Origin of the sequence: Microbacterium sp. zg-Y625 (assembly GCF_030246925.1) — a bacterium.
GTDB lineage: Bacteria > Actinomycetota > Actinomycetes > Actinomycetales > Microbacteriaceae > Microbacterium > Microbacterium jiangjiandongii.
This window is the reverse complement of record NZ_CP126740.1, coordinates 2,111,866-2,137,931: the sequence shown is the minus strand read 5'-3', so window position 1 is coordinate 2,137,931 and position 26,066 is coordinate 2,111,866. Positions and strand designations below refer to the sequence as shown.

Annotated in this window: 29 protein-coding genes and 1 pseudogene; 22 read left to right on the top strand and 8 right to left on the bottom strand. The window is 67.6% G+C overall.

All coding sequences use genetic code 11. The features are described from left to right. Positions 1 to 2: 2 nt before the first annotated feature. On the bottom strand, positions 3 to 1,172 hold the full coding sequence (locus QNO14_RS09825) for an acyl-CoA dehydrogenase family protein (protein ID WP_257505112.1): 1,170 nt from the start codon (positions 1,170 to 1,172) through the stop codon (positions 3 to 5). Continuing rightward, a complete protein-coding gene (locus QNO14_RS09820) occupies positions 1,169 to 1,924 on the bottom strand; it encodes an alpha/beta fold hydrolase (protein ID WP_257505111.1) in 756 nt (251 codons plus the stop codon). Before QNO14_RS09820 ends, QNO14_RS09825 begins: the two co-directional genes overlap by 4 nt. An 85-nt stretch (positions 1,925 to 2,009) precedes the next feature. Here QNO14_RS09820 and QNO14_RS09815 point away from each other — a divergent pair, with 85 nt between their 5' ends. Beyond that, positions 2,010 to 2,417, top strand: coding sequence for a pilus assembly protein CpaE (locus QNO14_RS09815; RefSeq protein ID WP_257505110.1), 408 nt, complete (start codon positions 2,010 to 2,012; stop codon positions 2,415 to 2,417). Between the two features lie 19 nt (positions 2,418 to 2,436). Here QNO14_RS09815 and QNO14_RS09810 read toward each other — a convergent pair whose 3' ends face one another. Next, positions 2,437 to 3,642: an MFS transporter gene (locus QNO14_RS09810; protein ID WP_257496168.1), complete on the bottom strand. Its 1,206-nt coding sequence runs from the start codon at positions 3,640 to 3,642 to the stop codon at positions 2,437 to 2,439. Positions 3,643 to 3,985: 343 nt separating this feature from the next. Here QNO14_RS09810 and nrdH point away from each other — a divergent pair, with 343 nt between their 5' ends. Genes nrdH through nrdF form a run of 4 tightly spaced genes read left to right on the top strand, consistent with a single transcriptional unit; the run spans position 3,986 to position 7,855 of the window. Further along, complete coding sequence (nrdH, locus tag QNO14_RS09805; protein ID WP_257496167.1) at positions 3,986 to 4,219, top strand: glutaredoxin-like protein NrdH; 234 nt, start codon at positions 3,986 to 3,988, stop codon at positions 4,217 to 4,219. 48 nt (positions 4,220 to 4,267) lie between these two features. Further along, positions 4,268 to 4,699, top strand: coding sequence for a class Ib ribonucleoside-diphosphate reductase assembly flavoprotein NrdI (gene nrdI / locus QNO14_RS09800; protein ID WP_257505109.1), 432 nt, complete (start codon positions 4,268 to 4,270; stop codon positions 4,697 to 4,699). A 5-nt stretch (positions 4,700 to 4,704) separates the two neighbouring features. Then, positions 4,705 to 6,837: a class 1b ribonucleoside-diphosphate reductase subunit alpha gene (gene nrdE / locus QNO14_RS09795; protein ID WP_374113924.1), complete on the top strand. Its 2,133-nt coding sequence runs from the start codon at positions 4,705 to 4,707 to the stop codon at positions 6,835 to 6,837. A gap of 43 nt (positions 6,838 to 6,880) precedes the next feature. Further along, entirely contained in the window at positions 6,881 to 7,855 is a 975-nt protein-coding gene (gene nrdF / locus QNO14_RS09790; protein WP_257496164.1) for a class 1b ribonucleoside-diphosphate reductase subunit beta, read from the top strand. A gap of 204 nt (positions 7,856 to 8,059) precedes the next feature. Here nrdF and QNO14_RS09785 read toward each other — a convergent pair whose 3' ends face one another. Together QNO14_RS09785 and QNO14_RS09780 are read right to left on the bottom strand one after the other, a co-directional pair. Next, complete coding sequence (locus QNO14_RS09785; protein ID WP_257505107.1) at positions 8,060 to 8,434, bottom strand: hypothetical protein; 375 nt, start codon at positions 8,432 to 8,434, stop codon at positions 8,060 to 8,062. Further along, on the bottom strand, positions 8,431 to 8,739 hold the full coding sequence (locus QNO14_RS09780; protein ID WP_257496156.1) for a transposase: 309 nt from the start codon (positions 8,737 to 8,739) through the stop codon (positions 8,431 to 8,433). Before QNO14_RS09780 ends, QNO14_RS09785 begins: the two co-directional genes overlap by 4 nt. 110 nt (positions 8,740 to 8,849) lie before the next feature. Between QNO14_RS09780 and QNO14_RS09775 the strand changes: the two genes are divergently transcribed. From QNO14_RS09775 to QNO14_RS09760, 4 genes are all read left to right on the top strand, one after another. Continuing rightward, positions 8,850 to 10,193 (top strand): 3-phosphoshikimate 1-carboxyvinyltransferase, encoded by a 1,344-nt coding sequence (locus QNO14_RS09775; RefSeq protein WP_257505106.1) that lies wholly within the window; start codon positions 8,850 to 8,852, stop codon positions 10,191 to 10,193. A 122-nt stretch (positions 10,194 to 10,315) separates the two neighbouring features. Beyond that, the gene (locus QNO14_RS09770) at positions 10,316 to 11,836 is read left to right on the top strand and encodes an ATP-dependent DNA ligase (RefSeq protein ID WP_257505105.1); all 1,521 of its coding nucleotides are present in this window, start codon (positions 10,316 to 10,318) and stop codon (positions 11,834 to 11,836) included. 105 nt (positions 11,837 to 11,941) lie between these two features. After that, positions 11,942 to 12,325, top strand: coding sequence for a cupin domain-containing protein (locus QNO14_RS09765; RefSeq protein WP_257505104.1), 384 nt, complete (start codon positions 11,942 to 11,944; stop codon positions 12,323 to 12,325). A gap of 10 nt (positions 12,326 to 12,335) precedes the next feature. Continuing rightward, entirely contained in the window at positions 12,336 to 12,626 is a 291-nt protein-coding gene (locus QNO14_RS09760; RefSeq protein ID WP_257505103.1) for a DUF4287 domain-containing protein, read from the top strand. A 72-nt stretch (positions 12,627 to 12,698) separates the two neighbouring features. On the opposite strand, the gene QNO14_RS09755 is transcribed toward QNO14_RS09760, so the two are convergent. Further along, on the bottom strand, positions 12,699 to 13,709 hold the full coding sequence (locus QNO14_RS09755; protein ID WP_257505102.1) for a LacI family DNA-binding transcriptional regulator: 1,011 nt from the start codon (positions 13,707 to 13,709) through the stop codon (positions 12,699 to 12,701). A gap of 232 nt (positions 13,710 to 13,941) precedes the next feature. On the opposite strand from QNO14_RS09755, the gene QNO14_RS09750 reads away from it, so the two are divergent. From QNO14_RS09750 to QNO14_RS09735, 4 genes are read left to right on the top strand one after another with little or no spacing between them, the layout of a single operon-like run. Continuing rightward, positions 13,942 to 15,195 carry an extracellular solute-binding protein gene (locus QNO14_RS09750; RefSeq protein WP_257505101.1) on the top strand — a complete coding sequence of 418 codons (1,254 nt, stop codon included), beginning with the start codon at positions 13,942 to 13,944 and terminating at the stop codon, positions 15,193 to 15,195. Positions 15,196 to 15,255: 60 nt separating this feature from the next. Next, positions 15,256 to 16,239 carry a carbohydrate ABC transporter permease gene (locus tag QNO14_RS09745; protein ID WP_257505100.1) on the top strand — a complete coding sequence of 328 codons (984 nt, stop codon included), beginning with the start codon at positions 15,256 to 15,258 and terminating at the stop codon, positions 16,237 to 16,239. Continuing rightward, a complete protein-coding gene (locus QNO14_RS09740) occupies positions 16,236 to 17,051 on the top strand; it encodes a carbohydrate ABC transporter permease (protein ID WP_257505099.1) in 816 nt (271 codons plus the stop codon). The genes QNO14_RS09745 and QNO14_RS09740 overlap by 4 nt, the downstream gene beginning before the upstream one ends. A 3-nt stretch (positions 17,052 to 17,054) precedes the next feature. Beyond that, positions 17,055 to 19,478: a glycoside hydrolase family 31 protein gene (locus QNO14_RS09735; protein ID WP_257505098.1), complete on the top strand. Its 2,424-nt coding sequence runs from the start codon at positions 17,055 to 17,057 to the stop codon at positions 19,476 to 19,478. Positions 19,479 to 19,505: 27 nt separating this feature from the next. Here the strand turns inward: QNO14_RS09735 and QNO14_RS09730 are convergent. Further along, a pseudogene (locus QNO14_RS09730) lies at positions 19,506 to 19,622 on the bottom strand (SDR family oxidoreductase); the annotation flags it as partial. Positions 19,623 to 19,873: 251 nt separating this feature from the next. Between QNO14_RS09730 and QNO14_RS09725 the strand changes: the two are divergent. Both QNO14_RS09725 and QNO14_RS09720 read left to right on the top strand, forming a co-directional pair. Next, entirely contained in the window at positions 19,874 to 20,143 is a 270-nt protein-coding gene (locus QNO14_RS09725; RefSeq protein ID WP_257496163.1) for a hypothetical protein, read from the top strand. A gap of 95 nt (positions 20,144 to 20,238) precedes the next feature. Further along, a complete protein-coding gene (locus tag QNO14_RS09720; RefSeq protein ID WP_257505097.1) occupies positions 20,239 to 20,571 on the top strand; it encodes a DUF7882 family protein in 333 nt (110 codons plus the stop codon). A gap of 108 nt (positions 20,572 to 20,679) precedes the next feature. On the opposite strand, the gene QNO14_RS09715 is transcribed toward QNO14_RS09720, so the two are convergent. Then, the gene (locus tag QNO14_RS09715; protein ID WP_257496143.1) at positions 20,680 to 21,189 is read right to left on the bottom strand and encodes a hypothetical protein; all 510 of its coding nucleotides are present in this window, start codon (positions 21,187 to 21,189) and stop codon (positions 20,680 to 20,682) included. Positions 21,190 to 21,305: 116 nt separating this feature from the next. Here QNO14_RS09715 and QNO14_RS09710 point away from each other — a divergent pair, with 116 nt between their 5' ends. The 7 genes from QNO14_RS09710 to QNO14_RS09680 all read left to right on the top strand — a co-directional run bounded on the left by QNO14_RS09710 (position 21,306) and on the right by QNO14_RS09680 (position 26,053). Next, positions 21,306 to 21,455, top strand: coding sequence for a hypothetical protein (locus QNO14_RS09710; RefSeq protein ID WP_257496142.1), 150 nt, complete (start codon positions 21,306 to 21,308; stop codon positions 21,453 to 21,455). 75 nt (positions 21,456 to 21,530) lie between these two features. Then, positions 21,531 to 21,971: a MarR family winged helix-turn-helix transcriptional regulator gene (locus QNO14_RS09705; RefSeq protein WP_257496141.1), complete on the top strand. Its 441-nt coding sequence runs from the start codon at positions 21,531 to 21,533 to the stop codon at positions 21,969 to 21,971. A 9-nt stretch (positions 21,972 to 21,980) separates the two neighbouring features. Further along, positions 21,981 to 22,439 (top strand): DUF3817 domain-containing protein, encoded by a 459-nt coding sequence (locus tag QNO14_RS09700; protein WP_257505095.1) that lies wholly within the window; start codon positions 21,981 to 21,983, stop codon positions 22,437 to 22,439. Between the two features lie 31 nt (positions 22,440 to 22,470). Next, complete coding sequence (locus tag QNO14_RS09695; protein ID WP_257496139.1) at positions 22,471 to 22,878, top strand: DoxX family protein; 408 nt, start codon at positions 22,471 to 22,473, stop codon at positions 22,876 to 22,878. A gap of 1 nt (position 22,879) precedes the next feature. Next, a complete protein-coding gene (locus tag QNO14_RS09690; protein WP_257505093.1) occupies positions 22,880 to 23,647 on the top strand; it encodes an LLM class flavin-dependent oxidoreductase in 768 nt (255 codons plus the stop codon). A gap of 81 nt (positions 23,648 to 23,728) precedes the next feature. After that, positions 23,729 to 24,478: a DUF1684 domain-containing protein gene (locus QNO14_RS09685; RefSeq protein WP_257505091.1), complete on the top strand. Its 750-nt coding sequence runs from the start codon at positions 23,729 to 23,731 to the stop codon at positions 24,476 to 24,478. 60 nt (positions 24,479 to 24,538) lie between these two features. Further along, positions 24,539 to 26,053, top strand: a complete 1,515-nt coding sequence (locus QNO14_RS09680) for an ABC transporter substrate-binding protein (RefSeq protein ID WP_257505089.1) — start codon at positions 24,539 to 24,541, stop codon at positions 26,051 to 26,053. Positions 26,054 to 26,066 lie beyond the last annotated feature (13 nt).

Genomic DNA, 26,066 nt, shown 5'->3' with positions numbered 1-26,066 from the left:
GGTCACCCGAGCGGGCCCAGCCAGGCGGTGGCCACCGTCGCGTGCGCAGACTCCGGATCGGAGGGGTGGAAAAGCCCGGCGAGCACGTCGCGGTACAGCCGGCCGAGCTCCGCGCCGGCGAAGTACGAAGAGCCACCGGCCACCAGCATCGCGTCGTCGACGACTGCTTTGGCCGTGGTGACCGCACGGTGCTTGACGCCGGCGAGCAGGGAGAACCAGCGCGTTCCGTGGTCGGCCTGCTCGTCGACGTCGCGGCAGAGCGCGTCGAGCTGCGGGGGGAGCGCGTCGTACGCGAGCGCCATGTCGGCGACGCGCCAGCGGATGTCGGGATCCTGGCTGTAGGTGAGCCCGGTCTTCTTCGAGCGCCGCCGGCCCGCCGTGTCGACGGCCACTTCGAGCGCTCGCCGGGCGATGCCGGTGTACACCGACGCCAGCAGCAGCTCGAAGACGCTGAAGATGGCGAACACCAGGGGGTCGGGGCTGGGCCCGGGCGGGATGCGCCGCGCGATGCGGTCGGCGGGAGCGACCGCCCCGTGCAGCACCGTGGTGCGGGACTGCGTGCCCCGCATGCCTACGGTGTCCCAGTCGTCGCGCGTCACGACGCGACCTTCCTGCTCCTCGCTGCGCGGCACGAAGCCGTAGACCAGGCGGGGCGCGTCCGGCGAGGTCGTGTCGAGGCCGTGCAGCCCCAGCTGCGTCCACACCGGCGCGAGCGAGGTGAAGATCTTGATGCCGGTGAAGGCGTACCCGCCGTCGGGGCGCGGCGCGGCATCCGTGTCGCTGCCGAAAAGCACGAGGTCGTTGCCGGCCTCGCTGATGCCGAAGGCGTAGATCTCCCCGGCCACCGCGCCTTCGAGCACATGATCGAGATCGTGGATGCCGCGGTCGCGCAGCACCTTGGCGACGCCGGTCCACACCAGGTGCATGTTCACCGCCAGCGCTGTCGCGGGCGCGGCGCCCGCGAGGCGCTGCTGCAGCTGCGAGACCTCGCGCAGCCCGAGGCCGCTGCCGCCCAGCTCGGTCGGGGCGAGCACGGCGAGATAGCCCGCCGCCGCCAGGTCGGCGAGGTCGTCGTGGGGGAAGGTGTTGTCACTGTCGTGCCCGGCTGCTCGCGCGCGGATGCGCTCGACCAGCTCGTCCGGCAACAGGATCGCGGGGTCGAAAGCGGTCATGTGAGGGCCTCCCTGAGGTGACGGAGTGTGTCTGCGGGCTTGTCGCGGTGCGGCGAGTGGCCGGCACCGGTCACGACCGACATGGTGACCTGCGGGTTGGCGAGCACGTCGTCGACGACGGCGCCGGTGAAGATCGAGTACACGTCGGGGTCGCTCGCGATGACGTGGGTGGGAACGCCCAGCCGCGCCGCATCCCGGCGCACGTCCCACACGCCGTTCTGCTCGCTGGTCTGCTCGACCGCCCAGCGGCTGGCCTGGCGGGCCGCGAGCGCTTTGAGCTCGACGTCGTTCGGATGCCACGTCGGGTGCTCCGCCCGCACGGCGGCCTCCGTCGGGTCGGCGAAGGCTCGGATCTGGCTGTTGCGCACGACGGCCCGGTCGTGGCCGGCGAGCAGGATGCCGGGATCGATGAGGATCAGCCGGCGGGTCCAGTCCGGGTGGTCCGCTGCCGCGACGGTGGCGGCGGCCCCGCCGAGGGAATGGCCGATGACGAGGTCCCACGCGGCGGCGCCGTCGGGTGCGATGGCGGCGATGTCGGCGGCGTACGCCGCGATCGTGTAGTCCAGGGCGCGCGGTGCCACGCCGTGGCCACGGAGGTCCACGGCGGTCGCGTGCCAGCCGGCATCCGCCAGCGCCGTGCCGTACAGCCACATGAGCGGGCCGTTGGAACCCAGGCCGTGCACCAGCAGGACGCGGCGGGACGACGTCGGCTCGCCCCACGAGTACCGGGGCAGGGTGACGGGGGAGGGCATGCCCCCAGCCTAGGTCTGGCGGCGGGCTCGAGGTCCGACCGATTCCCGCCGCCCCGACGGCGCTGCGGCGGGGGATCATGGTGAGGTGATCTCCACCGACATGGCGCGGGAACTGCGCGCCGCGGGACTCAGCTGGCGGCCGCGTTCGGGTGACCGCTTCCAGCTGGACGAGCCCGAGTTCGAGGCCGATGTCTTCACGGTCAGCGACATGACGATCGAGGCGCGCAGCTATCCGACCGGCACGCTGCTGGCCTTCAACGGCACCACGGAGTGGGCGCTGGACTCCGTCGCTTTGGGCGATGCGCTGTGGCTGCCGTCCGAGGCGCAGCTGCGCGAGATGCTGCGGGGCGCCTTCCGCGCGCTCGTGCGGCTTCCGGACATCTACGAGGTGGAGATCGAGGTCGACGCGGCCCGCCACCGGTTCCGGCATCCCGAGCCCGCCGACGCGTATGCGCAGGCCGTGCTGTTCCTCTTGGCGCGCATCGCGGCGTGAGGCGGTGCCGCCTCGCGCGTCAGGTGATGACGGGTACCGGCTCGGTGTCGGGGATGGGGCTCGCGTCGCGCCCGCGCAGGTCGGGGAAGCCTCGAACGAACACGATGGAGACGAGTACGCCGGCCACGGCGAACAGGGCGCCGGCGACGAACGCGCCCTGCGGCCCCACGCCGTCGATGAGGAACCCGGCCGTCGCCGACCCCGCGGCGGAGCCGATCAGCTGACCCGTGCCGACCCAGCCGAACGCCTCGGCCGTGTCGCTGAACTTCACGCTCGCCGTCGTCATGGCGAACATCACGGCCAGGGCGGGGGCGACACCCGCGCCGGCGATGAGCAGTGAGCCGCCCATCCACCAGACGTCGAGGGAGACCATCGCCAGGCACAGGCCGGCCGCGACGATCGCGAAGCGGCGCGCCATCGCCCAGCGGCCGATCGGGATGTGACCGAAACCGAGACCGCCGGCGAGGCTTCCGACCGAGAACACCGCGAGCACCAGGCCGGCCTCGAGGCCGCCATGGTCGAAGGTGGCGACGACGCCCGCCTCCACAGCGGCCGCGGCACCGATCAGGAGGAACCCGGTCGCCGTGGCCAGGACGACTGCGGGACGGGTGAGCACCTTGCCGAGCTTGCGGCGGCTGCGGGGGATGCGCACGCGCCCGACCTCGGGGGAGAGGATGAACCACGCGCAGCCGGCGAGCAGGATCACCACGATGCACACCAGCGCCGGCACGGTGCCGGCCTGCGTGGCGATGAAGGTGATGAGCACGGGGGCGATGATCCAGATGATCTCCTGCAGCGACGCGTCGAGCGAGAAGAGCGGTGTCAGCTGCCGCGAGGTGACCATCTTGGGGTAGATCGTGCGCACCGCCGGCTGCACCGGCGGCGTGGACAGGCCGGCCACCAGCGCCAGCAGCATGTAGACCGGAACGACCGTCTGCACGAAGGCGAGGGTGGTCAGCATGACGGCGCAGACGGCCGTGGTGAGGGTCAGCACCTTGCGCATGCCCCAGCGGCCCATCCACCGGCTCGTGATCGGGCCGGCAACCGCCTGCCCCACGGACGTGGCGGCCAGCACCAGTCCCGCGGCGCCGTAGGAGCCGGTGACGTGCTCGATGTGCAGCAGGACCGCCAGGCTCGTCATGCCGTTGGGGAAGCGCGCCGTCAGCTGCGCCGCCATGATGCGCGCCACGCCCGGACTGCGCAGAAGGTCCCGATATCCCGCCACGTGTATCCACGCTACCGCGACACGCGGCGACACGCCGGGCGGGCGAGTCCACAGCATGTGCGATGTCGGAGGGGGTCCGTAGCGTGCTGCCTGTGGATGGATGTCGTGCGGCGTCGGGCGACCCGCGTGATTCAGCGGCTCAACGGGCCTCGACCAATCTGGCGTCCTGTGGATGAAACGGTGGACAACATGTGTTGTACATGGGGAGAGCGGTGGAAAACTACACGGATGTAACTACTATCCCTAGTGGTGCTTCGGAACGTCGGCACCCATATGTAGTATTGGACTCCCGGCACGGTGAGGTCGGGCACAGCGAAGACTTTTGAAGGGGAACACAGTCGACATGGCCATCACGGTTTACACGAAGCCCTCCTGCGTGCAGTGCAACGCGACCTACCGCGCGCTGGACTCGAAGGGCATCGAATACGAGGTTCTGGACGTCTCTGAGGATGCCGCAGCGCTCGAGCACGTGAAGTCGCTCGGCTACCTGCAGGCTCCGGTCGTCGTCACCGACGAGGACCACTGGTCGGGCTTCCGTCCCGACAAGATCAACGAGCTCGCGTCGCGCCTGGCCTGATCCCGACCCGTCGCGCCGGCGGGGCACTCGATACGGGAAGGAGTTGATGTGCTGACGGCAACGCAGGCACCTCTGCTCGTCTACTTCTCGAGTGTCTCCGGCAACACGGCGCGGTTCGTCGAGAAGCTCGGGATGCGCGCCGTGCGCATCCCCCTTCTTCCGACCGAGGCACCGCCGCAGGTCGACGAGCCCTTCGTCCTGGTCACCCCCACCTATGGGGGCGGGCAGGGGCGGGGCGAGGAGAAGGGTGCCGTTCCCAAGCAGGTGATCCGGTTCCTCAACGACGAGAAGAACCGGCGCCTCATCCGCGGAGTGATCTCCGCGGGCAACACCAACTTCGGCGAGGCCTTCTGTCTCGCCGGTGACATCATCAGCCGCAAGTGCAACGTGCCGCACCTGTACCGGCTGGAACTTTTCGGCACGCCAGAAGACGTCGATCGCGTGAGCGTAGGACTGGAGCAATGGTGGAATCAGCACTGACCGACATGGGTTTCAAGAGCGAAGCGCGATTCGAGGGCATGGACTACCACGCGCTCAACGCGATGCTCAACCTCTACGGCCCGGACGGCAAGATCCAGTTCGACGCCGACAAGCGTGCGGCACGGGAGTTCTTCCTGCAGCACGTCAACCAGAACACGGTGTTCTTCCACTCCCTCAAGGAGAAGCTCGACTACCTCGTCGAGAAGGAGTACTACGAGCCGGCCGTGCTCGAGAAGTACTCGATGGAGTTCATCCAGCAGCTGAACGACTTCGCCTACAGCAAGAAGTTCCGCTTCGCCACGTTCCTCGGCGCGTTCAAGTACTACACGAGCTACACGTTGAAGACCTTCGACGGCAAGCGCTACCTCGAGCGGTTCGAGGACCGCGTCGTGATGACGGCGCTGGGTCTGGCCGACGGTGATGAGGCGCTCGCGACCGAGCTGGTCGACGAGATCATCTCGGGGCGCTTCCAGCCTGCGACCCCCACCTTCCTCAACACCGGCAAGGCGCAGCGCGGCGAACTCGTCTCCTGCTTCCTGCTGCGCATCGAGGACAACATGGAGTCGATCGCCCGCGGCATCAACTCCGCCCTGCAGCTGTCCAAGCGCGGCGGCGGCGTGGCGCTGCTGCTGTCGAACATCCGCGAGGCGGGCGCCCCGATCAAGCAGATCGAGAACCAGTCCAGCGGCATCATCCCCGTGATGAAGCTGCTCGAAGACAGCTTCAGCTACGCCAACCAGCTCGGTGCCCGTCAGGGCGCCGGCGCGGTGTACCTGTCGGCGCACCACCCCGACATCCTGCGCTTCCTCGACACCAAGCGTGAGAACGCCGACGAGAAGATCCGCATCAAGACGCTGTCGCTCGGCGTCGTGATCCCCGACATCACGTTCGAGCTCGCCAAGAACGACGAGGACATGTACCTGTTCTCGCCGTACGACGTCGAGAAGGTCTACGGCGTGCCGTTCGGCGACATCTCGGTCACCGAGAAGTACCGCGAGATGGTCGACGACGAGCGCATCAAGAAGACCAAGATCAACGCCCGTGAGTTCTTCCAGACCCTCGCGGAGATCCAGTTCGAGTCGGGCTACCCGTACATCATGTTCGAGGACACGGTGAACAAGGCGAACCCGATCAAGGGTCGCATCAACATGTCGAACCTGTGCTCGGAGATCCTGCAGGTCAACACGCCCACGACCTACAACGAGGACCTCTCCTACAAGGAGATCGGCAAGGACATCTCCTGCAACCTCGGTTCGATGAACATCGCCCTGGCGATGGACGGCGGCGACCTGGGCAAGACCGTCGAGGCCAGCATCCGTGCCCTCACCGCGGTGAGCGACCAGAGCCACATCCGCTCCGTGCGCTCCATCGAGGACGGCAACGACCGCTCGCACGCGATCGGACTCGGGCAGATGAACCTGCACGGCTACCTCGCCCGCGAGCACGTGCACTACGGCTCCGAAGAGGGCCTGGACTTCACGAACATCTACTTCTACACGGTGCTGTTCCACGCGCTGCGCGCCTCGAACCTCATCGCGATCGAGCGCGGCACCGCCTTCGAGGGCTTCGCCGACTCGACCTACGCGTCGGGGGAGTTCTTCGACAAGTACATCGAGCAGGAGTGGGTGCCGCGGACCGAGAAGGTCGCGCAGCTCTTCACCGGCATCCCCATCCCGACGCAGGACGACTGGCGCCGGCTGAAGGAGTCCATCCAGAAGCACGGCATCTACAACCAGAACCTGCAGGCGGTGCCGCCGACCGGCTCGATCTCGTACATCAACAACTCGACGTCGTCGATCCACCCGATCGCGTCGAAGATCGAGATCCGCAAGGAAGGCAAGCTCGGTCGCGTCTACTACCCGGCCCCGTTCATGACGAACGACAACCTGGAGTACTACCAGGACGCCTACGAGATCGGCTACGAGAAGGTCATCGACACGTACGCCGCGGCCACGCAGCACGTCGACCAGGGCCTGTCGCTGACGCTGTTCTTCAAGGACACCGCCACCACCCGCGACATCAACCGCGCGCAGATCTACGCATGGCGCAAGGGCATCAAGACCATCTACTACATCCGCCTGCGTCAGCTCGCGCTCGAGGGCACCGACATGACCGAGTGCGTCTCCTGCATGCTGTGACGTCGTCGGACGATCACTGCGAACCCCTGAGGAAGAAGCCCGAATGACCGAGAAGCTGCCGCTGCTGGACCACGTCCAGGCGATCAACTGGAACCGCATCCAGGACGACAAGGACCTCGAGGTCTGGAACCGCCTGGTGAACAACTTCTGGCTGCCCGAGAAGGTGCCGCTGTCCAACGACATCCAGTCGTGGAACACGCTGACGCCCGACGAGCAGACCCTCACGATGCGGGTGTTCACCGGCCTGACGCTGCTGGACACGATCCAGGGCACGGTGGGCGCTGTCTCGCTGATCCCCGATGCCCTCACTCCGCACGAGGAGGCGGTGTACACCAACATCGCGTTCATGGAGTCGGTGCACGCGAAGAGCTACTCGTCGATCTTCTCGACGCTGTGCTCGACGAAGGAGATCGACGAGGCGTTCCGCTGGTCGGTCGAGAACCCGAACCTTCAGAAGAAGGCCCACATTGTCATGGACTACTACCGTGGCGACGAGCCGCTCAAGCGCAAGGTGGCATCCACCCTGCTCGAGAGCTTCCTGTTCTACTCGGGCTTCTACCTGCCGATGCACTGGTCGAGCCGCGCGAAGCTCACCAACACCGCCGACCTCATCCGCCTCATCATCCGCGACGAGGCCGTGCACGGGTACTACATCGGGTACAAGTTCCAGAAGGGGCTCGAGAACGTCACGCAGGCAGAGCGCGACGAGATCAAGGACTACACCTTCTCGCTGCTGTACGAGCTCTACGAAAACGAGGTGCAGTACACGCAGGACCTCTACGACGGCGTCGGTCTCACCGAGGACGTCAAGAAGTTCCTGCACTACAACGCCAACAAGGCGCTGATGAACCTCGGTTACGAGGCGATGTTCCCGGCGACGACCACGAACGTGAACCCGGCGATCCTGTCGGCCCTGTCGCCCAACGCCGACGAGAACCACGACTTCTTCAGCGGGTCGGGCTCGTCGTACGTCATCGGCAAGGCCGTCGCGACCGAAGACGACGACTGGGACTTCTAGAAGTTCCGGATCATGCCCCGCCCATAAAGGGCGGCTGAGAGGCCCGGACCCGCAGGATTCTGCGGATCCGGGCCTCTTTCGTGCCTTCTCTCGACAGACAGAGGCGAAGAACGATTCCATGGCGGCGTTATCGCCCGCGGCACCGATGGGTCCCATGGATCCGACCATCCGGTGGCGGCTGATTTCACGCAGGAACTCCCGGCGTTACGGAGCGCGTTGACCGCGAGATGTGACTTCATTCTCGAGTCGATCGTCGCGCATGGGTGGCCCGGCCTTGCGTCCCTTGCCTCGACCCTTCGGTTTTCCGAACGCGCTCCACCAACCGTGGGCTGACGCGATCCGCCACGCGGTGCGGTCCGCCATCGGCTGGCCGGCAACGCGGGCCTCGTCGGCGAGCAGCCGGTACCCGAACTCCGGGTCGTCACGGTGCGCATCAAACAGCGCGTTGGCGCGATATGCCTCCACCACCTCGGAATCGGTGACAGGGCTCGCGAGCCATCGGTAATACGGCTGGCGGGAGAGCTTGAGAACCCGGCACGTCACCGCGATCGGGATCCCGTCGGCGGCGAGCTCTGTCACGAGCGGGTAGAGCCTTTTCCCGGCAGGTTCGCCTGGGAGAGATACGCCGCCGCCCGCCGCAGCACCTCGTTCTCCTGCTCCAGCAGCCGGATCCGCTTGCGAGCCTCGCCGAGCTCGGCGGACTCGGTCCGCGACCGACCGGGCTTGGCGCCCTCGTCGATATCGGCGTGACGCATCCATTTCTGCAGCGTCATCGGGTGGACGCCGAAGTCTTTCGCGATCTGCTCGATCGTCACTCCGGGCTCACGATTACGGGCGACACGGACCACGTCGTCACGGAACTCGCTCGGGTACGGCTTGGGCACAGCAACATCCTTCCACACCTACGCCCCGGGCAAGCCAGAGCAGATGTCATCTATACGTGCATCAGTCCCGTTGTCTTTTCCAACCAGGCGGCGTCTCCTATGGTGCACGCATGGGCAACGCACAGCTATCTCCAAGGTCGATCACCTCGCCTGCTGAGTGGAGGGCCCCCCATGCCGCGGGGCCCGTCGATGACGTGGTCACTGTGCCGGGCTCGCAGGCGCTGACCTATTTCGAAATCGTTCTTGCTGCCAGTGCAGAGGGCCCGAGCCAGCTGATGCGGCCGTTGCATTCTGACTTTTTGGCGGGCGTGATCGAGACCTCGCGCGCGCTGGGCGTGGATATCCGGGAGGTCGCCGGTACTGGGCCTTTCGGCCCGGATCTGGTCGTCGATCCCCCCGCTGCGCTGGTCAGCGATGCGGTGGTGAGCATCACCGAGCCCGACGGCGTTGCCCCCGTCGCTTTCGCCGTCGCCGGCCGTGCCTCGGGCAGTGTGACCGTGAAAATTCACGAAAGCCCGTCGCGTCGTCCGATGGGCGAGGTGATCCAGGTTCTCCGCAGCATCGGTTGCGACATCAACGACGCGGGCAAGTGGACTGTGCCGGTGACCGTGCGCGGGCGCGGACACATACGGGGTGGCCACGTGGAAATCGACGTCAACCGTTCATCCCAGCTTGCCTCGACGCTGCTGCTGGCCGCTCCGCGGTTCGACGTCGGTCTGACGCTCCGCCACGTCGGCCAACCGCTGGGAAGCCTGCCCGACATCGACATGACGGTCGAAGCACTCCGCCGCCGCGGCGTGTACGTCGACCAGCCGACACCGACCGAGTGGATCGTTCCTGGGGGGCCGGTACGGGCCAGAGACGTGACCATTGAGCCCGATCTGTCACTTGCGGCACCGTTCGTCGCCGCCGCGATGATAGCCGGCGGTCGCGTATCCGTCCCAGGGTGGCCCGCTCATTCCGCGCAGCCAGCCGCCCGGCTCGCCGAGATTCTGGTGCTGATGGGAGCACGCGCACGCCGACGCGGCGGAGCTTTGACTGTCACCGCTGGCGCCGAGCGCATCATCCGGCGCGCGTGCGTCGATGTGTCGGAGATCAGTGAACTCACCCCCATCCTGGCCGCCCTCGCCGCCTTCGCGGATGGGCCGTCGACTTTCACCGGACTGAAGCCCCGCACCGGGAACCAGAGCACACACATCGACGCACTAGTGGACAATCTTCGTGCCATCGGCGGTGAGGTGGAGGAACTACCTGACGGTATCCGCGTGGTTCCCCGCCCACTGAGCGGCGGGGTGTGGCGAGCCGACCATGATTACCACGTCGCCACCGCCGGAGCCCTGATCGGACTTGCTGTACCCGGCGTCACCGTCGAGGACATCGGTTCGGCGACTGCAGACCTGCCGGAGTACACGAAGATGTGGGAGCACTTGGTGCGCGGTTCCCGTGCCCGATAACGGTCCATGGGCGGAGAAGAACGGCCGACCTCCCCGCGAGGCGTCGGCCGGGGCTTCTGCGTTGTGGCGTGGCGGTCCGCAACCCCTCGGGGCGCGTCGGATGCCGGTGGCAGACTGACCGCATGCTGCTCGCCGAGCTCGTCGACACCGCCGATGCCCTGACGGCCACGCGCTCGCGCCGGGCGAAGGTCGATGCGCTCGCGAGACTGTTGCGCCGACTCGAGATGGACGAACTCGCCCCGGCGCTCGGTCTGCTGCTGGGCAAGCCGCGACAGGGACGCCTCGGCGTCGGGTGGCGCGGTCTCGCCTCGACAGCTGTCGAGCCGGCGGGGGAACCCACCCTGACGATCGCCGACGTCGACAGCGCGCTGGACCTGCTGGCGGCGGCATCCGGTCCTGGGTCAGCGGCGCGACGCTCCGCCACGCTCACGGGGATGCTCGGCCGCGCCACCGCGCGGGAGCAGGACTTCCTCCGCCGCGCGCTGCTGGGGGAGATGCGCACCGGCGCGCTCGAAGGAGTGGTCACCGACGCGATCGCCGCCGCCGCGGAGCGGCCACTCGCAGCAGTGCGGCGCGCGGCGATGCTGTCGGGCGACCTCGGCGAGACCGCACGCATCGCGCTGCACGGCACCGAGGCCGATCTGGCGGAAACGGGCCTGGTCGTCGGACGTGCCGTGCTGCCGATGCTCGCCAGCACTGCTGCCACGGCCGCGGAGGCGCTGGCGACCGTGGGCGAGGCATCGGTGGAGTACAAGCTTGACGGTGCGCGCATCCAGGTGCACCGCAGCGGCGATGACGTGCGCATCTTCACCCGCAATCTGGCCGACATCACTCATCGTCTCCCCGAGATCGTCGACATCGTGCGGGCGATGCCGGTGCGCGACGTCGTGCTCGACGGCGAGACCCTCGCTCTCGACGAGAACGAGTCGCCGCGCCCATTCCAGGAGACGATGGCACGGTTCGGCGCCGAGGCGGCGCGCGAACTCGTGCTGCATCCGTGGTTCTTCGATGTGCTGCACTTGGACGGTCGGGACCTGATCGATGAGCCGCTGCGCACCCGCATGGCCGCGCTTGCCCGGATCGCGCCGGCTCATCGCGTGCGCGGCGAGGTCACGTCCGACCCCGAGGTCGCCGAACGGGTGAGCCGCGATGCCCTCGCCGCCGGCCACGAGGGCGTCGTCGTCAAGGCGATCGACTCGACCTATGCAGCCGGCCGCCGCGGGGCGAGCTGGATCAAGGTCAAACCCGTCCACACTTTCGACCTCGTCGTGCTCGCGGTGGAGGAGGGGTCGGGGCGCCGCGCGGGCATGCTCTCGAACCTGCATCTCGGCGCCCTCGACCCCGAGGGCGAGTTCGGTGAGCCCGGCGGGTTCGTCATGGTCGGCAAGACCTTCAAAGGGCTGACGGATGCCACGCTGCGCTGGCAGACCGAGCACTTCCCGACGATCGCGACACACCGCACCCCCGGCACGGTGTGGGTCGAGCCGGTGACGGTGGTCGAGATCGCGATCGACGGCGTGCAACGCTCACCGCGTTATCCCGGAGGGATCGCGCTGCGGTTCGCCCGAGTCAAGGCGTACCGCGATGACAAGCGCTCCGAGGATGCCGACACGATCCAGACGCTGCGCCGCCTGTTGCGGTAGCCGTAGCGGGGGAGCGGCGGGGCCGGTTCTTCAGTGGTCAGGGCCTTGGGGGCTGCCCGCGGCTGTGCCACCCTCGAAGCAGCGACGACGCCACAGGGAGGGACGATGGACGAGGTTGTGGAACTGATCCCCGCTGAGACGCTGCGGATCGGCAGCGGCCGCACCCGGCGGTTCGTCGGGCGCGAGCACGGCGCGGGCCTGTCGTACTTCTTCGTCGACAACGACCCCGGACAGGGCCCGGAGCTGCACCGGCATCCGTACACCGAGACCTGGATCGTGCTCGAGGGCGAGGCGGACGTGACGATCGGCGATCGCGTCTTGCAGGCGACGGCCGGGGACACCGTCACCGCGCCGCTGTGGACCTGGCATCGCTTCGTCAACTGCGGCACGTCGCGGCTGCGGATCGTCTGCATGCATGCGTCGCCGGTGATCATCCAGGAGTGGTGGGATTCCCGCGGCACGCTCGACATCCCCTCGCTGACCGACTGAAGGAGTGCACATGTCTTTCCAGGCGTACCTCGACGCCGTCGAGAAGAAGACCGGGCTCACCCCGCGCCAGCTGGTGGAGATCGCGGGGGAGAAGGGTTTCGATGCGTCGACCCCTGCCGCTCCCATCGTGCAGTGGCTCGCCGAGGACTACGGCGTCGGCCGTGGACACGCCATGGCGATGGTCCACGTCATCACGAAGGGGCCGCAGATCAGCGCGAAGCACGTCGGCAGCGGCGGCACGCACGCCGACCCCACCGACACGCTGTGGCTCGACGGAGCGGCGACCAACCCGCATCCGTGACGCCGTGGCTTCGGAACGGCGCCGAGAAACCGCCGTCGGTGTCGGTCACCGGTGTCGTCGCGGCGCGAGGGCTCAGCGAGCCCGAGGGGGCGCGACCGATTCTCGCTCGACCAGGCGGGGCTTCAGAGTGATGCGACGGGGGTCGCGGCGTCCGCCGAGCTGATCTGTCAGTAGCTCCACTGCCGCTCGGGCCTTCTCCGCGATGTCCTGACGGACGGTCGACAGCGTGGGAGTGACCATTGCGGCGATCGGAAGGTCATCGAATCCGACGAGGGAGAAGTCCGTGGGCACCTGGATGCCGCGGCGAGAGAGCGCCTTGATCAGACCGATCGCGAGGATGTCGGCGGTCACTACGGCCGCCGTGAGTTTCACGGGATGAGCGAGCAGCTTGTCCGCAGCGGCCTCCGCATCGGCGAAACTGACATTGGCGACCACCTGCGTTTGGTCCGCATCCAGTCCGGCCTCGCTGAGGGCCCGTCTGTATCCCGTGTATCGGGCGTTGATGACGCCGTCGCTGGTGGCTCGGGGGCCGACGAAGGCGATGGAGCGATGCCCTGCAGCGAGGAGCAGCCGCGTCGCCTCGTAGCTGCCCTGCTCGTCGTCGAGCCCGACAGTGGAGATCTCTGCGTCCGTATACGCATCGATGAACACCATCGGCACGTCCTGATGTCGGCGCAGCTGTTCGACGTCGTCGGCCAGCACCCCCAGGAACACCGCGCCGTCGACATTCCACGAACGCAGTCGGCGTGCGGTGTCTGCGGCATCCGTGGCCGCGTGGATCATCAGGTGCTTGCCCGCGGCGCTGACGTGCCTCTCGATCTCGCCGAGGAGCATGGCGTCGTGAGGGTTGGATAGCCCCAGATCCCCTTCGGCTGCGTCGTAGTAGACGAGCGAGATGATCTCGCTACGGGCCGCGGACAGTGAGCGAGCGGCCGCGCTGGGCTGATAGTTCAGGTCGTCTGCGGTCTTGCGCACGCGCTCGCGCGTGGCCGCGGAGACGCGCTCGTCACGACCGTTGAGCACGTTGGAGACCGTCATCTTCGACACTCCGCATACGCGAGCGATGTCTGCGATCGTCACCATCCGTTGCCCCCCGATTTCGGTACATCCATCTTGACAGCTACCACCTCCGTGATGCATCGTAGTTTACCGGTAAAGGTATACCGGTAAACCAGACAAAGGAGTCCTCATGTCCCGAGCGAGTAGGCGAGTCCGCATTACGGTGGCGATCGGTGCCGCGGCCGCACTCTCGGTGTCGTTGACGTCGTGCGCGAGCAGCAGCGGGGGTGTTGAAGACACCGAGCCGGACAAGGGGTTGCCTATCGCCGGCGTCAACGTGACCTACGACCCCAACACGCTCGTGAATGACGGAAAGCCCATCGAGCTGGACTGGTGGGCGTGGACCAATGTCGAGCAGTTCCAGGCCATCGCCGACGCGTACAGCGAGATCCACCCCAATGTGGTGATCAATGTCGTGAACCAGCCGTGGGAGGACTATTGGACCAAGCTTCCGCTGGAGCTGCAGTCCGGCGGTGGCCCCGCGCTCTTCAACGTGCACAACTCGCAGCACGAGAACCTCATCGCGAACATGGAGCCGTACGACATCGACCCCGCGGACCTCGAGGCCGACTACGCCGGCGCTGCAAGTCACCTGATCGACGGGGAAACGCACTACATCGATCTCGGCCTCATGAGCGGCGCGATCTACTACAACACCGACATGTGGGAGGCCGCAGGCCTGACCGATGCCGACATCCCGACGACGTGGGACGAATTCCGTGAGGTCGCCAAGGCGCTCACCATCCGCGACGGAGATCAGCTGCGCCAGGCAGGGTTCAACTTCAACAGCGGCGGACACACGATGCAGGCGGGTCTGGCCTATCAGCTCGGCCAGAACCTGTTCGAGGCAGACGGCAGCACGCCCGCCATCGACAACGAGGCGAACCTGGAGGTCATCCAGCGCTTCGTCGACATCTACGCAGACGGCTCAGGTGATCCCGACTTCGGCGCAGCCGGCACGGACAGCTTCGGCCAGGGCCTGTCGGCCATGACGTACGCATGGGGCTGGTTCTCCGGAACCTTGAAGAACGACTACCCGGACCTCAACTGGAGCGCGTTCCAGACTCCGGTGCCGGAGGCGGGTGAGACGCCGTACGCGCTCGACCGCTACAACGGAGAGTCGACGTTCGGCATCAACGCGAACGCCAGCGACGCGGAGAAGGAGGTGGCACAGGACTTCCTGCGCTACTTCCTCACCGACGCCGAATCGATGAAGGAGCTCTCGCTCATCTTCAGTGTCTTCCCGGCCTACAAGCCGATCGCCGATGACCCGGTGTTCGCCGAGAACCCGGCGCTCGCAGCCTTCGGTGAGATCGACCGCTACATCTGGCCCGGCCCGATCCCGGCGACGTTCGAGACCACGACCGCGACGATGTGGGAGGAGATCCTCTTCAACGGCGTCGCACCCGAGGAAGCCCTGGCGGCGGCTCAGGCGACGATCGAGAAGGATCTGAGCGGCAAGGACTTCGTCTCCTCAGAGGGCCTTTACGCGTTCTACTCCGGCAACTGAGCTTCCGACGCAGAAAGGAGCGCTCCCGGCCGTCCGAGCGGCGGCCGGGAGCGACACCCGATGACCATTCAGACCTCCACCCGCTCTGCCCACCGGGGCGAGACGGCCCCGGTGACGCAGGCGACCCGCCGCATCAAGAAACCGGCAAGCGAACTGTGGCTTCGCAACATCACGGTCGGCGTCATCATGGCGTCGCTCGTGCTGCTTCTGCTCATTCCGATCGGAATCGCGTTCGTGGGCAGCTTCCATGACTGGAACCCGCTGAACGGCAGGTTCGATTTCACCGGGATCGACAACTACGCCGCCCTGTTCGCCGACCCGACGTTCTGGCGCGCGTCGTCCAACACCCTGGTGTTCGGCATCCTCGCGATCGCCGGTCGCGTGTTGCTCGGACTCGCCATCGCCTACGCCCTCTTCTCGAAGCTCAGTCGGTGGCGCACGTTCTTCCGCACGATCTTCTACCTGCCGACGGTCATGCCGCTCGTCGCAGTCGCGTTCCTGTGGACGCTCATGTACAACCCTCAGTTCGGGGCGATCAACACGCTCTTCGGACTGGACGTCAACTGGCTCTTCGACCAGCGCTTCTCTCTGCTGGCGATCGTGGTCATGACGATCTGGAAGGACTTCGGATTCGCTGTGATCCTGTTCCTCGCCGGCCTCTACGCCATTCCGGAGGATGTGCTGGAGGCAGCGTCGGTGGACGGCGCGAGCGCGTGGCGAACGTTCTGGCACATCATCCTGCCGCTGCTGCGTCCCATGCTCTTCTTCATCATCATCACGTCGATGATCGGCTATCTGCAGGCCTTCGTGCAGGTGCTCGTGATGACCAACGGCGGACCCGGGACATCCACGCAGCTGATCTCCTTCATGATCTATGACCAGGCATTCGTGAAGTACAACTTCGGCTACGCGTCGGCGATCGCCTTCATCCTCCTGATCATCACAGCCCTGCTCACCGCCGCTTCCTGGCGTATGAACCAATCGGCGCTCGACACCCCGCGTCGTCGACGCTTCACCCACCGCTCGAAGGAGAAGACGTCATGAAGGTGCGCGTCTTCGCGCTGAACGCCGGGCTGCTGCTCGTCGGTGGCATCGTCGTCCTGCCGTTCTTCTGGATGATCCTGTCGGCATTCAAATCCAACTCCGAGATCCTCAGCTTCGATCAGAGCTTCCTGCCGCGGGAGTGGACACTGGAGAACTTCGTCTCCATCCAGACGAAGCTGGACTTCTTCCGGCTCTTCTTCAACAGCGTGTTGCTGTCAGTGACGATCACTGCGCTGTCGGTCTACACGAGCCTCGTGGGCGGGTTCGTGTTCGCGAAGTACACCTTCCGCGGTCGCGGGGCGCTGTTCGCCGTGATCCTGTCGACCATGATGATCACCTGGGCGGTCGTCATCATCCCGCGGTACACGATCTTCCGCTCGATCGGCCTCACCGACAGCTATGCCTCGATCATCATCCCCGCCGTGATCAGCGCGTTCGGCATCTTCATGATGCGGCAGAGCATGGATTCCATCCCCGATGAGATCCTCGAAGCCGCACGCATCGACGGGGCGTCCGAGTGGTTCATCTTCCATCGCATCGTCGCGCCGCTGAGCGTGAACGCGATCTCGGCGCTGTCGATCTTCCAGTTCCTCTGGGTCTGGGAGGACTACCTGTGGCCCTATCTGATGATCTCTTCGGAGGAGAAGCAGGTGCTCGCGGTGGGACTCACGACGTTCCGGGGGCAGTACGGCACCGACTACGGCGGGCTGTTCGCTGCAACGACGCTGGCCATCGTCCCCGTGCTCGTGGTCTACATCTTGTTCCAACGCCGGTTCATCGCCGGCGCCGCGAGCGCAGCGCTGAAGGGCTGAGAAATGGCAGAGGAATCGATGATCTCGTTGTCGGATGGAAAGCCGGCACCCGCTGCAGACGGCGCGACGCTCACGGGACCCGGTTACCGCATCTCGGTCTTGACGGACCGCCTGATCCGTATCGAATGGGATCCGCAGGAGCGCTTCGTAGACGACAAGACGCAGCAGGTGCAGAACCGCAGCTTCCCGGTTCCGCGATTCGGCGTGGTTCGCACCGACCGGGGGATCGAACTCACGACAGATAGCCTGCGGCTGCGGTACGACGAGCGGATGCCGAGCACCTCCGGCCTTGCGATCACGCTGCTGACCGGCGCGACGGACGTCCACTACACGACATGGCGGCCCGGACAGGAGTATCCGCAGACCTTGCCGGCGCGCGGCAACCTCGGCAGCACCGCGCGGACGCTGGACGAGATCGACGGGCGGATCGACGTCCTGCCGGGGATCCTCTCGACCTTCGGCTTCGGCGTGCTCGACGACTCGGAGTCGCTGATTCTGAGCGACGACGGGTGGATTCGCCCCCGCGACCGGGCGGATGAGTCCGTCGACATCTACTTCTTCGGGTACGGCCGCGATTTCGCCGCGGCGCTCGGTGACTTCCACGCCCTCACCGGTCCCATCCCGCTGGTTCCCCGCTTCGCGCTGGGCAACTGGTGGAGCCGGTACTGGGCGTATCACGAGCAGGAGTACCTGTCTCTGATGGAGCGATTCCGCGAGAATGACGTGCCACTCTCCGTTGCGGTGATCGACATGGACTGGCACGTCGTGGACGTCGACCCGGCGATCGGGACCGGGTGGACGGGATACACCTGGAACACGGACCTCTTTCCCGATCCGCCACGGTTCCTGTCGGCCCTGCATGATCAAGGGCTCGCCGTCACGCTCAATCTGCATCCCGCTGACGGCATCCGCCGACACGAGGCGGCCTACCCGGACGTCGCCGAAGCGCTGGGCGTCGACCCCGCCCGCGGGCTCGGCATCGACTTCGAGGTGTCGTCACGGGAGTTCATGACGGCGTATCAGGATCACGTGCTCGGCCCGCTGGAGGAACAGGGTGTCGACTTCTGGTGGATCGACTGGCAGTCGGGTGCGTACTCGGGAATGCCGGGCCTTGACCCACTGTGGATGCTGAACCACACGCACTTCCACTCCTCGGCGCGCGCCGGACGTCGGCCGTTGACCTTCTCGCGCTACACCGAGCGCGGCGGGCACCGTTACCCTGTCGGCTTCTCGGGTGACACGATTGTGAGCTGGGCGTCTCTCGCATTCCAGCCCGAGTTCACCGCCACGGCGGCGAACGCCGGCTTTACGTGGTGGAGCCATGACATCGGTGGGCACATGAACGGCTCACACGACGTCGAGCTGGCAGTGCGCTGGCTGCAGTTCGGGGTGGTGTCGCCGATCAATCGCTTGCACTCCTCGACCAACCCGTTCAGCTCCAAGGAGCCGTGGGCGTATGGCGAGCCGGCCGCGACGATCATGCGTCGGTATCTGCGGCTGCGTCACCGGCTGATCCCGATGCTCTACACCGGAGCCTGGGCCGCGCACCGCGACAATGTGAGCATCGTCCGCCCGCTCTACCACGACTCGCCCCGGGAGGGCGGCGCCTATCGCCATCCCGATCAGTACCTGCTCGGCGAGCACCTCCTCGTCGTGCCCATCACGGCGCCGCGGGAGCGCCTGTCGCAGCTCGCGACGGCATCCGCCTGGCTGCCCGAGGGGCAGTGGGTGGACCTCATCACCGGGCTGCGGTACCGCGGCTCCCGCGAAGTTCTGCTCACGCGCGCACTCGACGAGTATCCGGTGCTCGCGAGGGCCGGTGCCGTCGTGCCACTCGATTCCGATCCGATGTCGGATGCCGCCGTCGCTCCGGCGCGCATGGAGTTGCTGGTCGTCGTCGGCGACGCGACGTCGACCTTGGTCGAGGATGATGGCGCCGCGCAGCCCGAGCCGGGCATCGTGCGCTTCACGCAGACCCTGGAACGCCGCAGCGATGGCCGGGCGGACATCACTGTGACGGCGTCACACACCGGTGCCCCGATCCCGGCGCGGCAGGTGCGGATTCGGATCCCCGGCGTCTGCGCGGCTGAATCCGTGTCGCTCGAGGGCGGACCGACGCTGCGTTCGGAGCTGCTGCCCCCCGACCCGGAAACCCTCGCTCCCGCGGGACTCGGGGCCGATCTGGGTGAGGTGTCATTGGCGGACGGCTTCACCCTGCGCGTGCGCGGGGCGGAGCGTTCGGCCCCGTTCGATCCGGAGCGGTTGTTCGCGCAGCTACAGCGGGCAGAGATCGCCTACGACACCAAGCGACTCGTCTGGGAGGCCGTCAGCGATCATGAGTCGGCGGACGCGATCGCAGCGATGAATCTGCCTCAAGAGCTTCGCGACGCGATCGCGGAGCAGCTCCTGGCCATCACCGCCTGGTGAGAGGCCGCGGCGGTCTCGGCTCGGGCATCAGTACCGGGCCGAGAACCCGCCGTCGGTCTGCAGCAGCTGCCCCGTCACCCAGCGGCCCTCCGGCGACAGCAGGAACGCGACCACCCCGCCGATGTCGCGGGGCGCTCCCAGCCGAGGTCGCTCGTGACCACGTGCCAGCCGTCGGCGACGAGGCGCGGCGCGACACCGGCGGCGATGCTGTTCGCGCGCGCGGCGCCGGTGAGGAGGGCGAGGGGCATGGTCCGATGCTAGGGCTGCCGGGCCGGAGGCCTTCGCGCGCGTCGTTCACCGGATGAGTGTGCGGCCCTCGTAGTCGCTCGACGTGCCGGAGCGCAAGATCTTCATGGCACTCCGATCGGTCACGTAGTCTGGTGCGCGTGACGGAGATGCAGACGATGGTGCGAACCGAAGTGCGGATCAATGGAGAGGGCTATCTCCTGGCGCAGGGTGTCGATCTCGATGCGCTCCGACGTCAGATGGAGGAGGCCTCTCGCGAGGGCGGCCGTTTCGTGGACTTCACCGTGGTGGGCAACCGTGCGGTTGCGGTGCTGGTCTCACCGCGCACCGAGGTCGTCATCGCCGAGGACACGGTGCAGTTCGACCCCCGTGATACGGGAGACGACGAAGACCCCTTCGGCGGCTTCTTCGACCTGTGAGCGAAGGGTGAGCGCCTTACGCGTTCGCCACGACTCACCAGCAACACTGGCAGATCTCGTGCGCCGCAACCGCGCGCGCAAGACCGGAGGCCCCGATGGGGAAGTTCACCTACAACTCACATACCAGCGCGAACTTCGATGATCGGCTGCTGGCCCACCTGCAGGTCGTGATGGGTGCAAAACTCCGTCGCTCCGAGGGGTTCTTCTTCACCTGGAAGGACGACACGAGCCTGGGGAGCGGCCGAACCTCGCTGTGGATCCACCCGGGGGCCTCGTTGACGTTCAAGTTCACCGGCAGCCGCCAGCCCCGCATCAACCGTGCCTGGATTGACGCACTCGCCGCGACGGCGAACTCGCCGCGCGGCCTGTACGCGGTTCCCGAGCCGCAGGGGTCGGAGAACGACGCGGAGCGGGTCCTGCTGGGTTGACCCCGGCAGCCGGGGGCTGATGGATCCGTCCCCGGGGACGAAGGCCGGGCTCTGCGGCACCGGAATTCCTGCTCTCCGCGCGTGAGGAGCCCGTCCGCGGGCGCCGGGTCAGGCGACGGTGGCGGGCGAGGGGCGGGAGGCGGCGCGCGATGCGCGTCGGCGTCGCACGAGCGCGATGATCCACTCGACGACGAGACACGCCCACGTGACGAGCCAGACGAAGACGGCGAGCGAGAAGATCGCCGAGGAGAGGTCGGCTGCCCCCGAGTCGCCGGCCAGGCCCGTCCACAGCATGAACGTCGAACCCAGATGGCCGGTGTCGCCGCCGTCGACGAGGAAGAAGCCTGCGAACACGACCGCGACGCTCGTGGCCCACGAGTACACCAGTCCGCGGGTGGCGACCGGTCCCTCGCGCAGCGCGCCGCGCGATATGAAGTATCCGCTGACCGCGACCGCCATCTGAACGGCGTACCCGAGAATCCACAGTGGCGCGGTGACCAAGAGTCCGAAGACCATCCATCCCGGCGAGGCGAGCTTCAGCAGCAGCGCGAGGGCGGGCAGCGTTATGAGGGCCAGGCCGGTCAGAGTGGCCGTCGTGTCGCTCAGTCGTCGGGTCATAGTCTCATCATGGCGTCACCGAGGCGCGCACTTGAACCGCACGCATCGGGTGTGCCGCGACGCCCACCGCGTCAAGCCGTTGCGCTCGGCCGGGGGCGTGCGCTCTGATGGACCGCATGGATGACGACCGCAGCCTGCCGCCGATCACCCCCGGCCCGGAGCCAGATACGACCGACGCCGCCGAGCCCGACGACGTCGACGCAACGCTGGATGCCGAAGATGCACCGCCCATGGTGGACAGCGACGGTCAGATCGTCGGCGACTGACGCGCGGCGGTGCGCGGCAACCGATGTGCGGCGTCGATAGCATCAAGTGTCGGTGCGAATGAGGGAGAAGACGTGATGGGCGCTGAGCGGCCCCCCTTCAGTCCGGTCATCGCGCTGCTGACGGTGTCGGCGATCTGGGACGCGCAACTGGGTGCGGCCCTGAAGTCCGTCGGCCTGACGACACGCAAGTACGCCCTGCTCGCCCATATCGGTGCGGAGCCGGGCATCTCCTTCAGCGAGTTGGCGCGACGCAGTCAGATCACCGTGCAGACCGCGCACACGGCGGTGCGGGCGCTCGCGGGCGACGGCATGGTGGCCGACGCGACCGCGCACGCCGGTGCGGCCTCGGACCTGCGCGTCACGCCCAAGGGGCAGCGCGCACTCGACGCGGCCGAGGCGCTGCTCGCCGGGCTGGATGCCACCTTCACCACCACGCTGCCGTCGCTGTCCGCCGCCCTCCAGGGGCTGCACGAGAGCCCGTTCCCGCAGGACGTCGCCCCGGCATCCTTCAGCTAAGCTGAAGGAATGTTCCGCACGCCCCTCACCCTCTTCCGCACGCTCGCGTTCGCGGAGGCGGTGTCATGGACGCTGCTGATCACCGGTCTCATCCTGCGCGCGACCGCGGGCCTGGACGTCGCGGTCTCGATCGGCGGCGGCATCCACGGGTTCGTCTTCCTGTCGTACGCGGCGACGGCCGTGGTCGTCGCCAAGAACAACCGCTGGCGCCCGTGGCCGACCGCCGTGGCTGTGGTCAGCGCCGTGATCCCGTACGCAACGATCCCCGCCGAGATCTGGCTGAACCGCACGGGGCGGCTGGCCGGTCAGTGGCGTGTAGCCGAGACGGGCGACCCGCGCGAGCAGGCCTGGCATGATCGGTTCTTCCGCACGCTGCTGCGCCACCCGCTGCTGTTCGGTCTCGCGCTGGCGGTCGGCGTCGTGGTGGTCTTCGCGGTGCTACTGATCATCGGACCCCCTGGCCGCTGAGTTCAGCGCCGGCGGATGCCAGGATGGGGGCGTGTCGACGTCGATCCTCCGCACCGCCGCCCGCTGGGCCCTGGCGGCGCTGCTCGCGGCCGCGGGCCTGGCCCACCTGTTCTGGCTGCGCCGCGGCTTTCGCATCGCCGTGCCGCCGTGGGCGACCCGGCTGCTGCACACGGACAAGGACATGATCGTCGTGGCATCCGGCGCCGCCGAACTGCTGCTCGGCACGGCCCTGGTCGCCCTGCCGCGCGAGCGGCGGAGGATCGGCATGGCCACCGCGGCGTTCTTCGTCGCGGTGTTCCCGGGCAACGTGCACCAGTGGCGTGAGGGAACCCCCGCGCCGGGGCTGCGCACCGACCGTGCTCGCCTGGTGCGGCTGTTCCTGCAGCCGGCGCTGGTCGGGTGGGCGCTGTGGGCCACCGCGCCACAAGAGGGGAGCTGACATGCTGTCGATCGGCATCGCCGCCGCCGCGGGACCCGAGGTCGCTGCCCGCCTCGCGCCCGTGCTGGAGCGGCACGGGTTCCACGCCCTCTGGGTCAACGACACCCCGGGCGCCGACGCTCTCGAGGTGCTCGCTGCCGCCGCGGCGGTGACCGACCGCCTGGTGCTCGCCACCGGCGTGCTTCCGGTGGACCGCCGCAGCGCCGACGACGTCATCGCGACGGTCGACCGGCTGGCGCTGCCGCAGCAACGCCTGCTGCTCGGAATCGGCTCCGGTCAGCTGCGGGCCGGAGCGCTGGATGCCGTCGGCCACGCAGTCCGGCGCCTGCGAGAGGGTAGCGCCGCCCGCGTCGTCGTCGGTGCGCTGGGCCCGCGCATGCGACGGCTGGGGGCCGCTCAGTCCGATGGCCTGCTGCTGAGCTGGCTCGATCCGCAGACGGCGGCGCGACAGGCGGTCGCGGCGCATGCCGCGGCGTCCGATGCGCACGTCGCGCTCTACGTGCGCACCGCCGTCGACCCCGCCGCCGACGCGCGACTGCGAGAGGAGACGGAGAGGTACGCGGGGTTCGGCGCGTATGCGGCCAACTTCGCCCGGCTCGGGGTCGCGCCGCAGGCGACGGTGATCGACAGCACGGCCGATCTGGGCGGGGCCGTCGCCGCCTACCGGGCCGCGGTGGACGAAGTGGTGCTACGTGCGATCACGCCCACCGACGACGCCGCGGCGTACGTGTCGTTCGCCGAACACATCGCCCGCCGCGCGGCGGTGTGACCCCGCGCCGAGCAATCTGCGCGACGGAAACACGCGGAAACGGAATTTCTGAACCGTGACGGCGTTTGGTTACCTGTCATGGTGAGCACTGAAACGATTCCGACCGCGTCCGACGCCTACGCCGACTGGGCGCGCGCCCGTCGCGAGGCCGTGACCGCCCCGCAGGGCGCCCTCTCGCTCGTGCTCACGCACTGGTCGCCGGCCGGCGCACCGCCGGTCGACGAGGCCGTCGCCCGGGAGGGTCACCCGGAATCCGCCCTGTTCACGCGGCTGCAGCGCACCGACATCGAGTCCGGCCTGCCGCAGGAGGGCTACCGCATCTGGCGGCAGGACTCTCCGGCGCAGCTGGCGTTCGAGGACATCGAGCGCTACCCCTACGACCCGGCATGGGTGCTCGACGGGCGCTTCGAACTCGTCGACGAGCAGCGCGTGGTGCCGTTCGAGCACATCAAGGATGCCGGCGCGACGCGCGGACTCCCCGTTTCGGGCGACCTCGTCTTCACCGTCGACGGCACCGAGTACCGCCTCAACGCGTTCGACACCGTCTACGGCGGCACCGCCAAGCTGCAGCTCGTCTTCGGCGACCGCACCAACGGCGCCGAGACCTACGGGGCAGGCCGATTCCTGTTCCTCGACCGCCCCGCCGAGTCGGGCGAGCTGCGCCCGGGCGACAGCATCGCGTTGACGGTCGACTTCAACCTCGCCACCGTCCCGCCGTGCGGGTTCTCGAACCAGATGAACTGCCCCCTCCCGCCGCTGCAGAACCGTCTGCCCTTCCTGGTGCGCGCCGGCGAGAAGCGCGTGCGCTTCGCCGACGGCTTCGCCCTCTGACCCAGGCTCCCCGCACTCCGGCGCTTCGCGTCGTCACCCCCCCACAGCAAAGGACCCGACGTGACCTCACGCCGCCTCACCCGATATCTCGCCGCGCCCGCGATGGCATCCGCCGCTCTGCTCGTTCTTGCCGGCTGCGCCTCCGGCGACTCCTCGCCCTCGGGATCGGGCGAGCCCGACGCTGCGGCCGAGATCGTCATCGGGTCGCAGAACGAGCCCACCAACCTCGACCAGATCTTCGGCGGCTCCTCGGGGGTCACCGAGGTGTTCACCGGCAACGTGTACGAGGGCCTCTTCCGCATCACCGACGACGCCGAGGTCGAGCCGCTGCTGGCGGATGAGACCGAGGTGTCCGACGACGGCCTGGTGTACACCTTCACCCTGGCCGACGCCGCGTTCCACTCCGGTGACCCGCTCACCGCCGACGACGTCAAGTACAGCCTCGAGCGCTTCGTCGGCGAGGAGTCCATCGCCGCCCGCAAGAACCAGCTGAAGGTCATCGACAGTGTCGAGGTCGTCGACGACAGCACCGTCGCGGTCACGCTGACCCAGCCGTCGATCAGCTTCACGTACAACCTCGGCTACGTCTGGATCGTCAACGACGAGGCGGGCGAGCTCACCACCACCGCCGACGGCACCGGCCCCTACGCTCTTGCCGACTACCGCAAGGGCGACTCGATCACCCTCGAGGTCAACGACGACTACTGGGGCGAGGCGCCCGCCAACGGCGGCGTCGTCTACCAGTACTACGCCGACCCGACAGCGCTGAACAACGCGCTGCTGACCGGCGCCGTCGACCTCGTCACGAGCCAGTCCAACCCCGACAGCCTCGCCGAGTTCGAATCCGCCGGCTTCCAGATCATCGAGGGCACCTCGACGACGAAGGAGCTGCTGGGTCTGAACACCCGGATCGCGCCGTTCGACGACGTCGCCGTGCGTAAGGCTCTGTACTCGGCGATCGACCGCGAGAAGCTGCTCGACGCCATCTGGGACGGCCGCGGCGAGCTCATCGGCTCGATGGTGCCGCCGTCGGAGCCGTGGTACCTCGACCTCGCCGACAACAACCCGTACGACCCCCAGCTGGCCGAGCAGCTGCTTGCCGACGCCGGCTACGCCGACGGGTTCACCTTCACCGTCGACACCCCCGACTCGGGCGTGCACTCCACGGTGGCCGAGTTCCTCAAGTCGGAGCTCGCGAAGGTCGGTGTCACGGTGGAGATCAACATCATCACCGACGACGAGTGGTACCAGAAGGTCTACACGGACAAGAACTTCGAAGCCACGCTGCAGGGTCACGTCAACGACCGCGACATCAACTTCTACGGCAACCCCGACTTCTACTGGGGCTACGACAACGCCGACGTCCAGACGTGGCTGGCCGAGTCCGAGGCGGCATCCACCGTCGAGGAGCAGACGGAGCTCATCGCGAAGGCGAACCAGCAGATCTCCGATGACGCCGCGAGCGTCTGGCTCTACCTGAACCCCCAGCTGCGCATCGCGGCGGAGGGAGTGACCGGCGTGCCCGAGAATGGATTGAACTCTCTGTTCTACGTGTACGACATCACGAAGGCGTAGCGATCACCCGGTA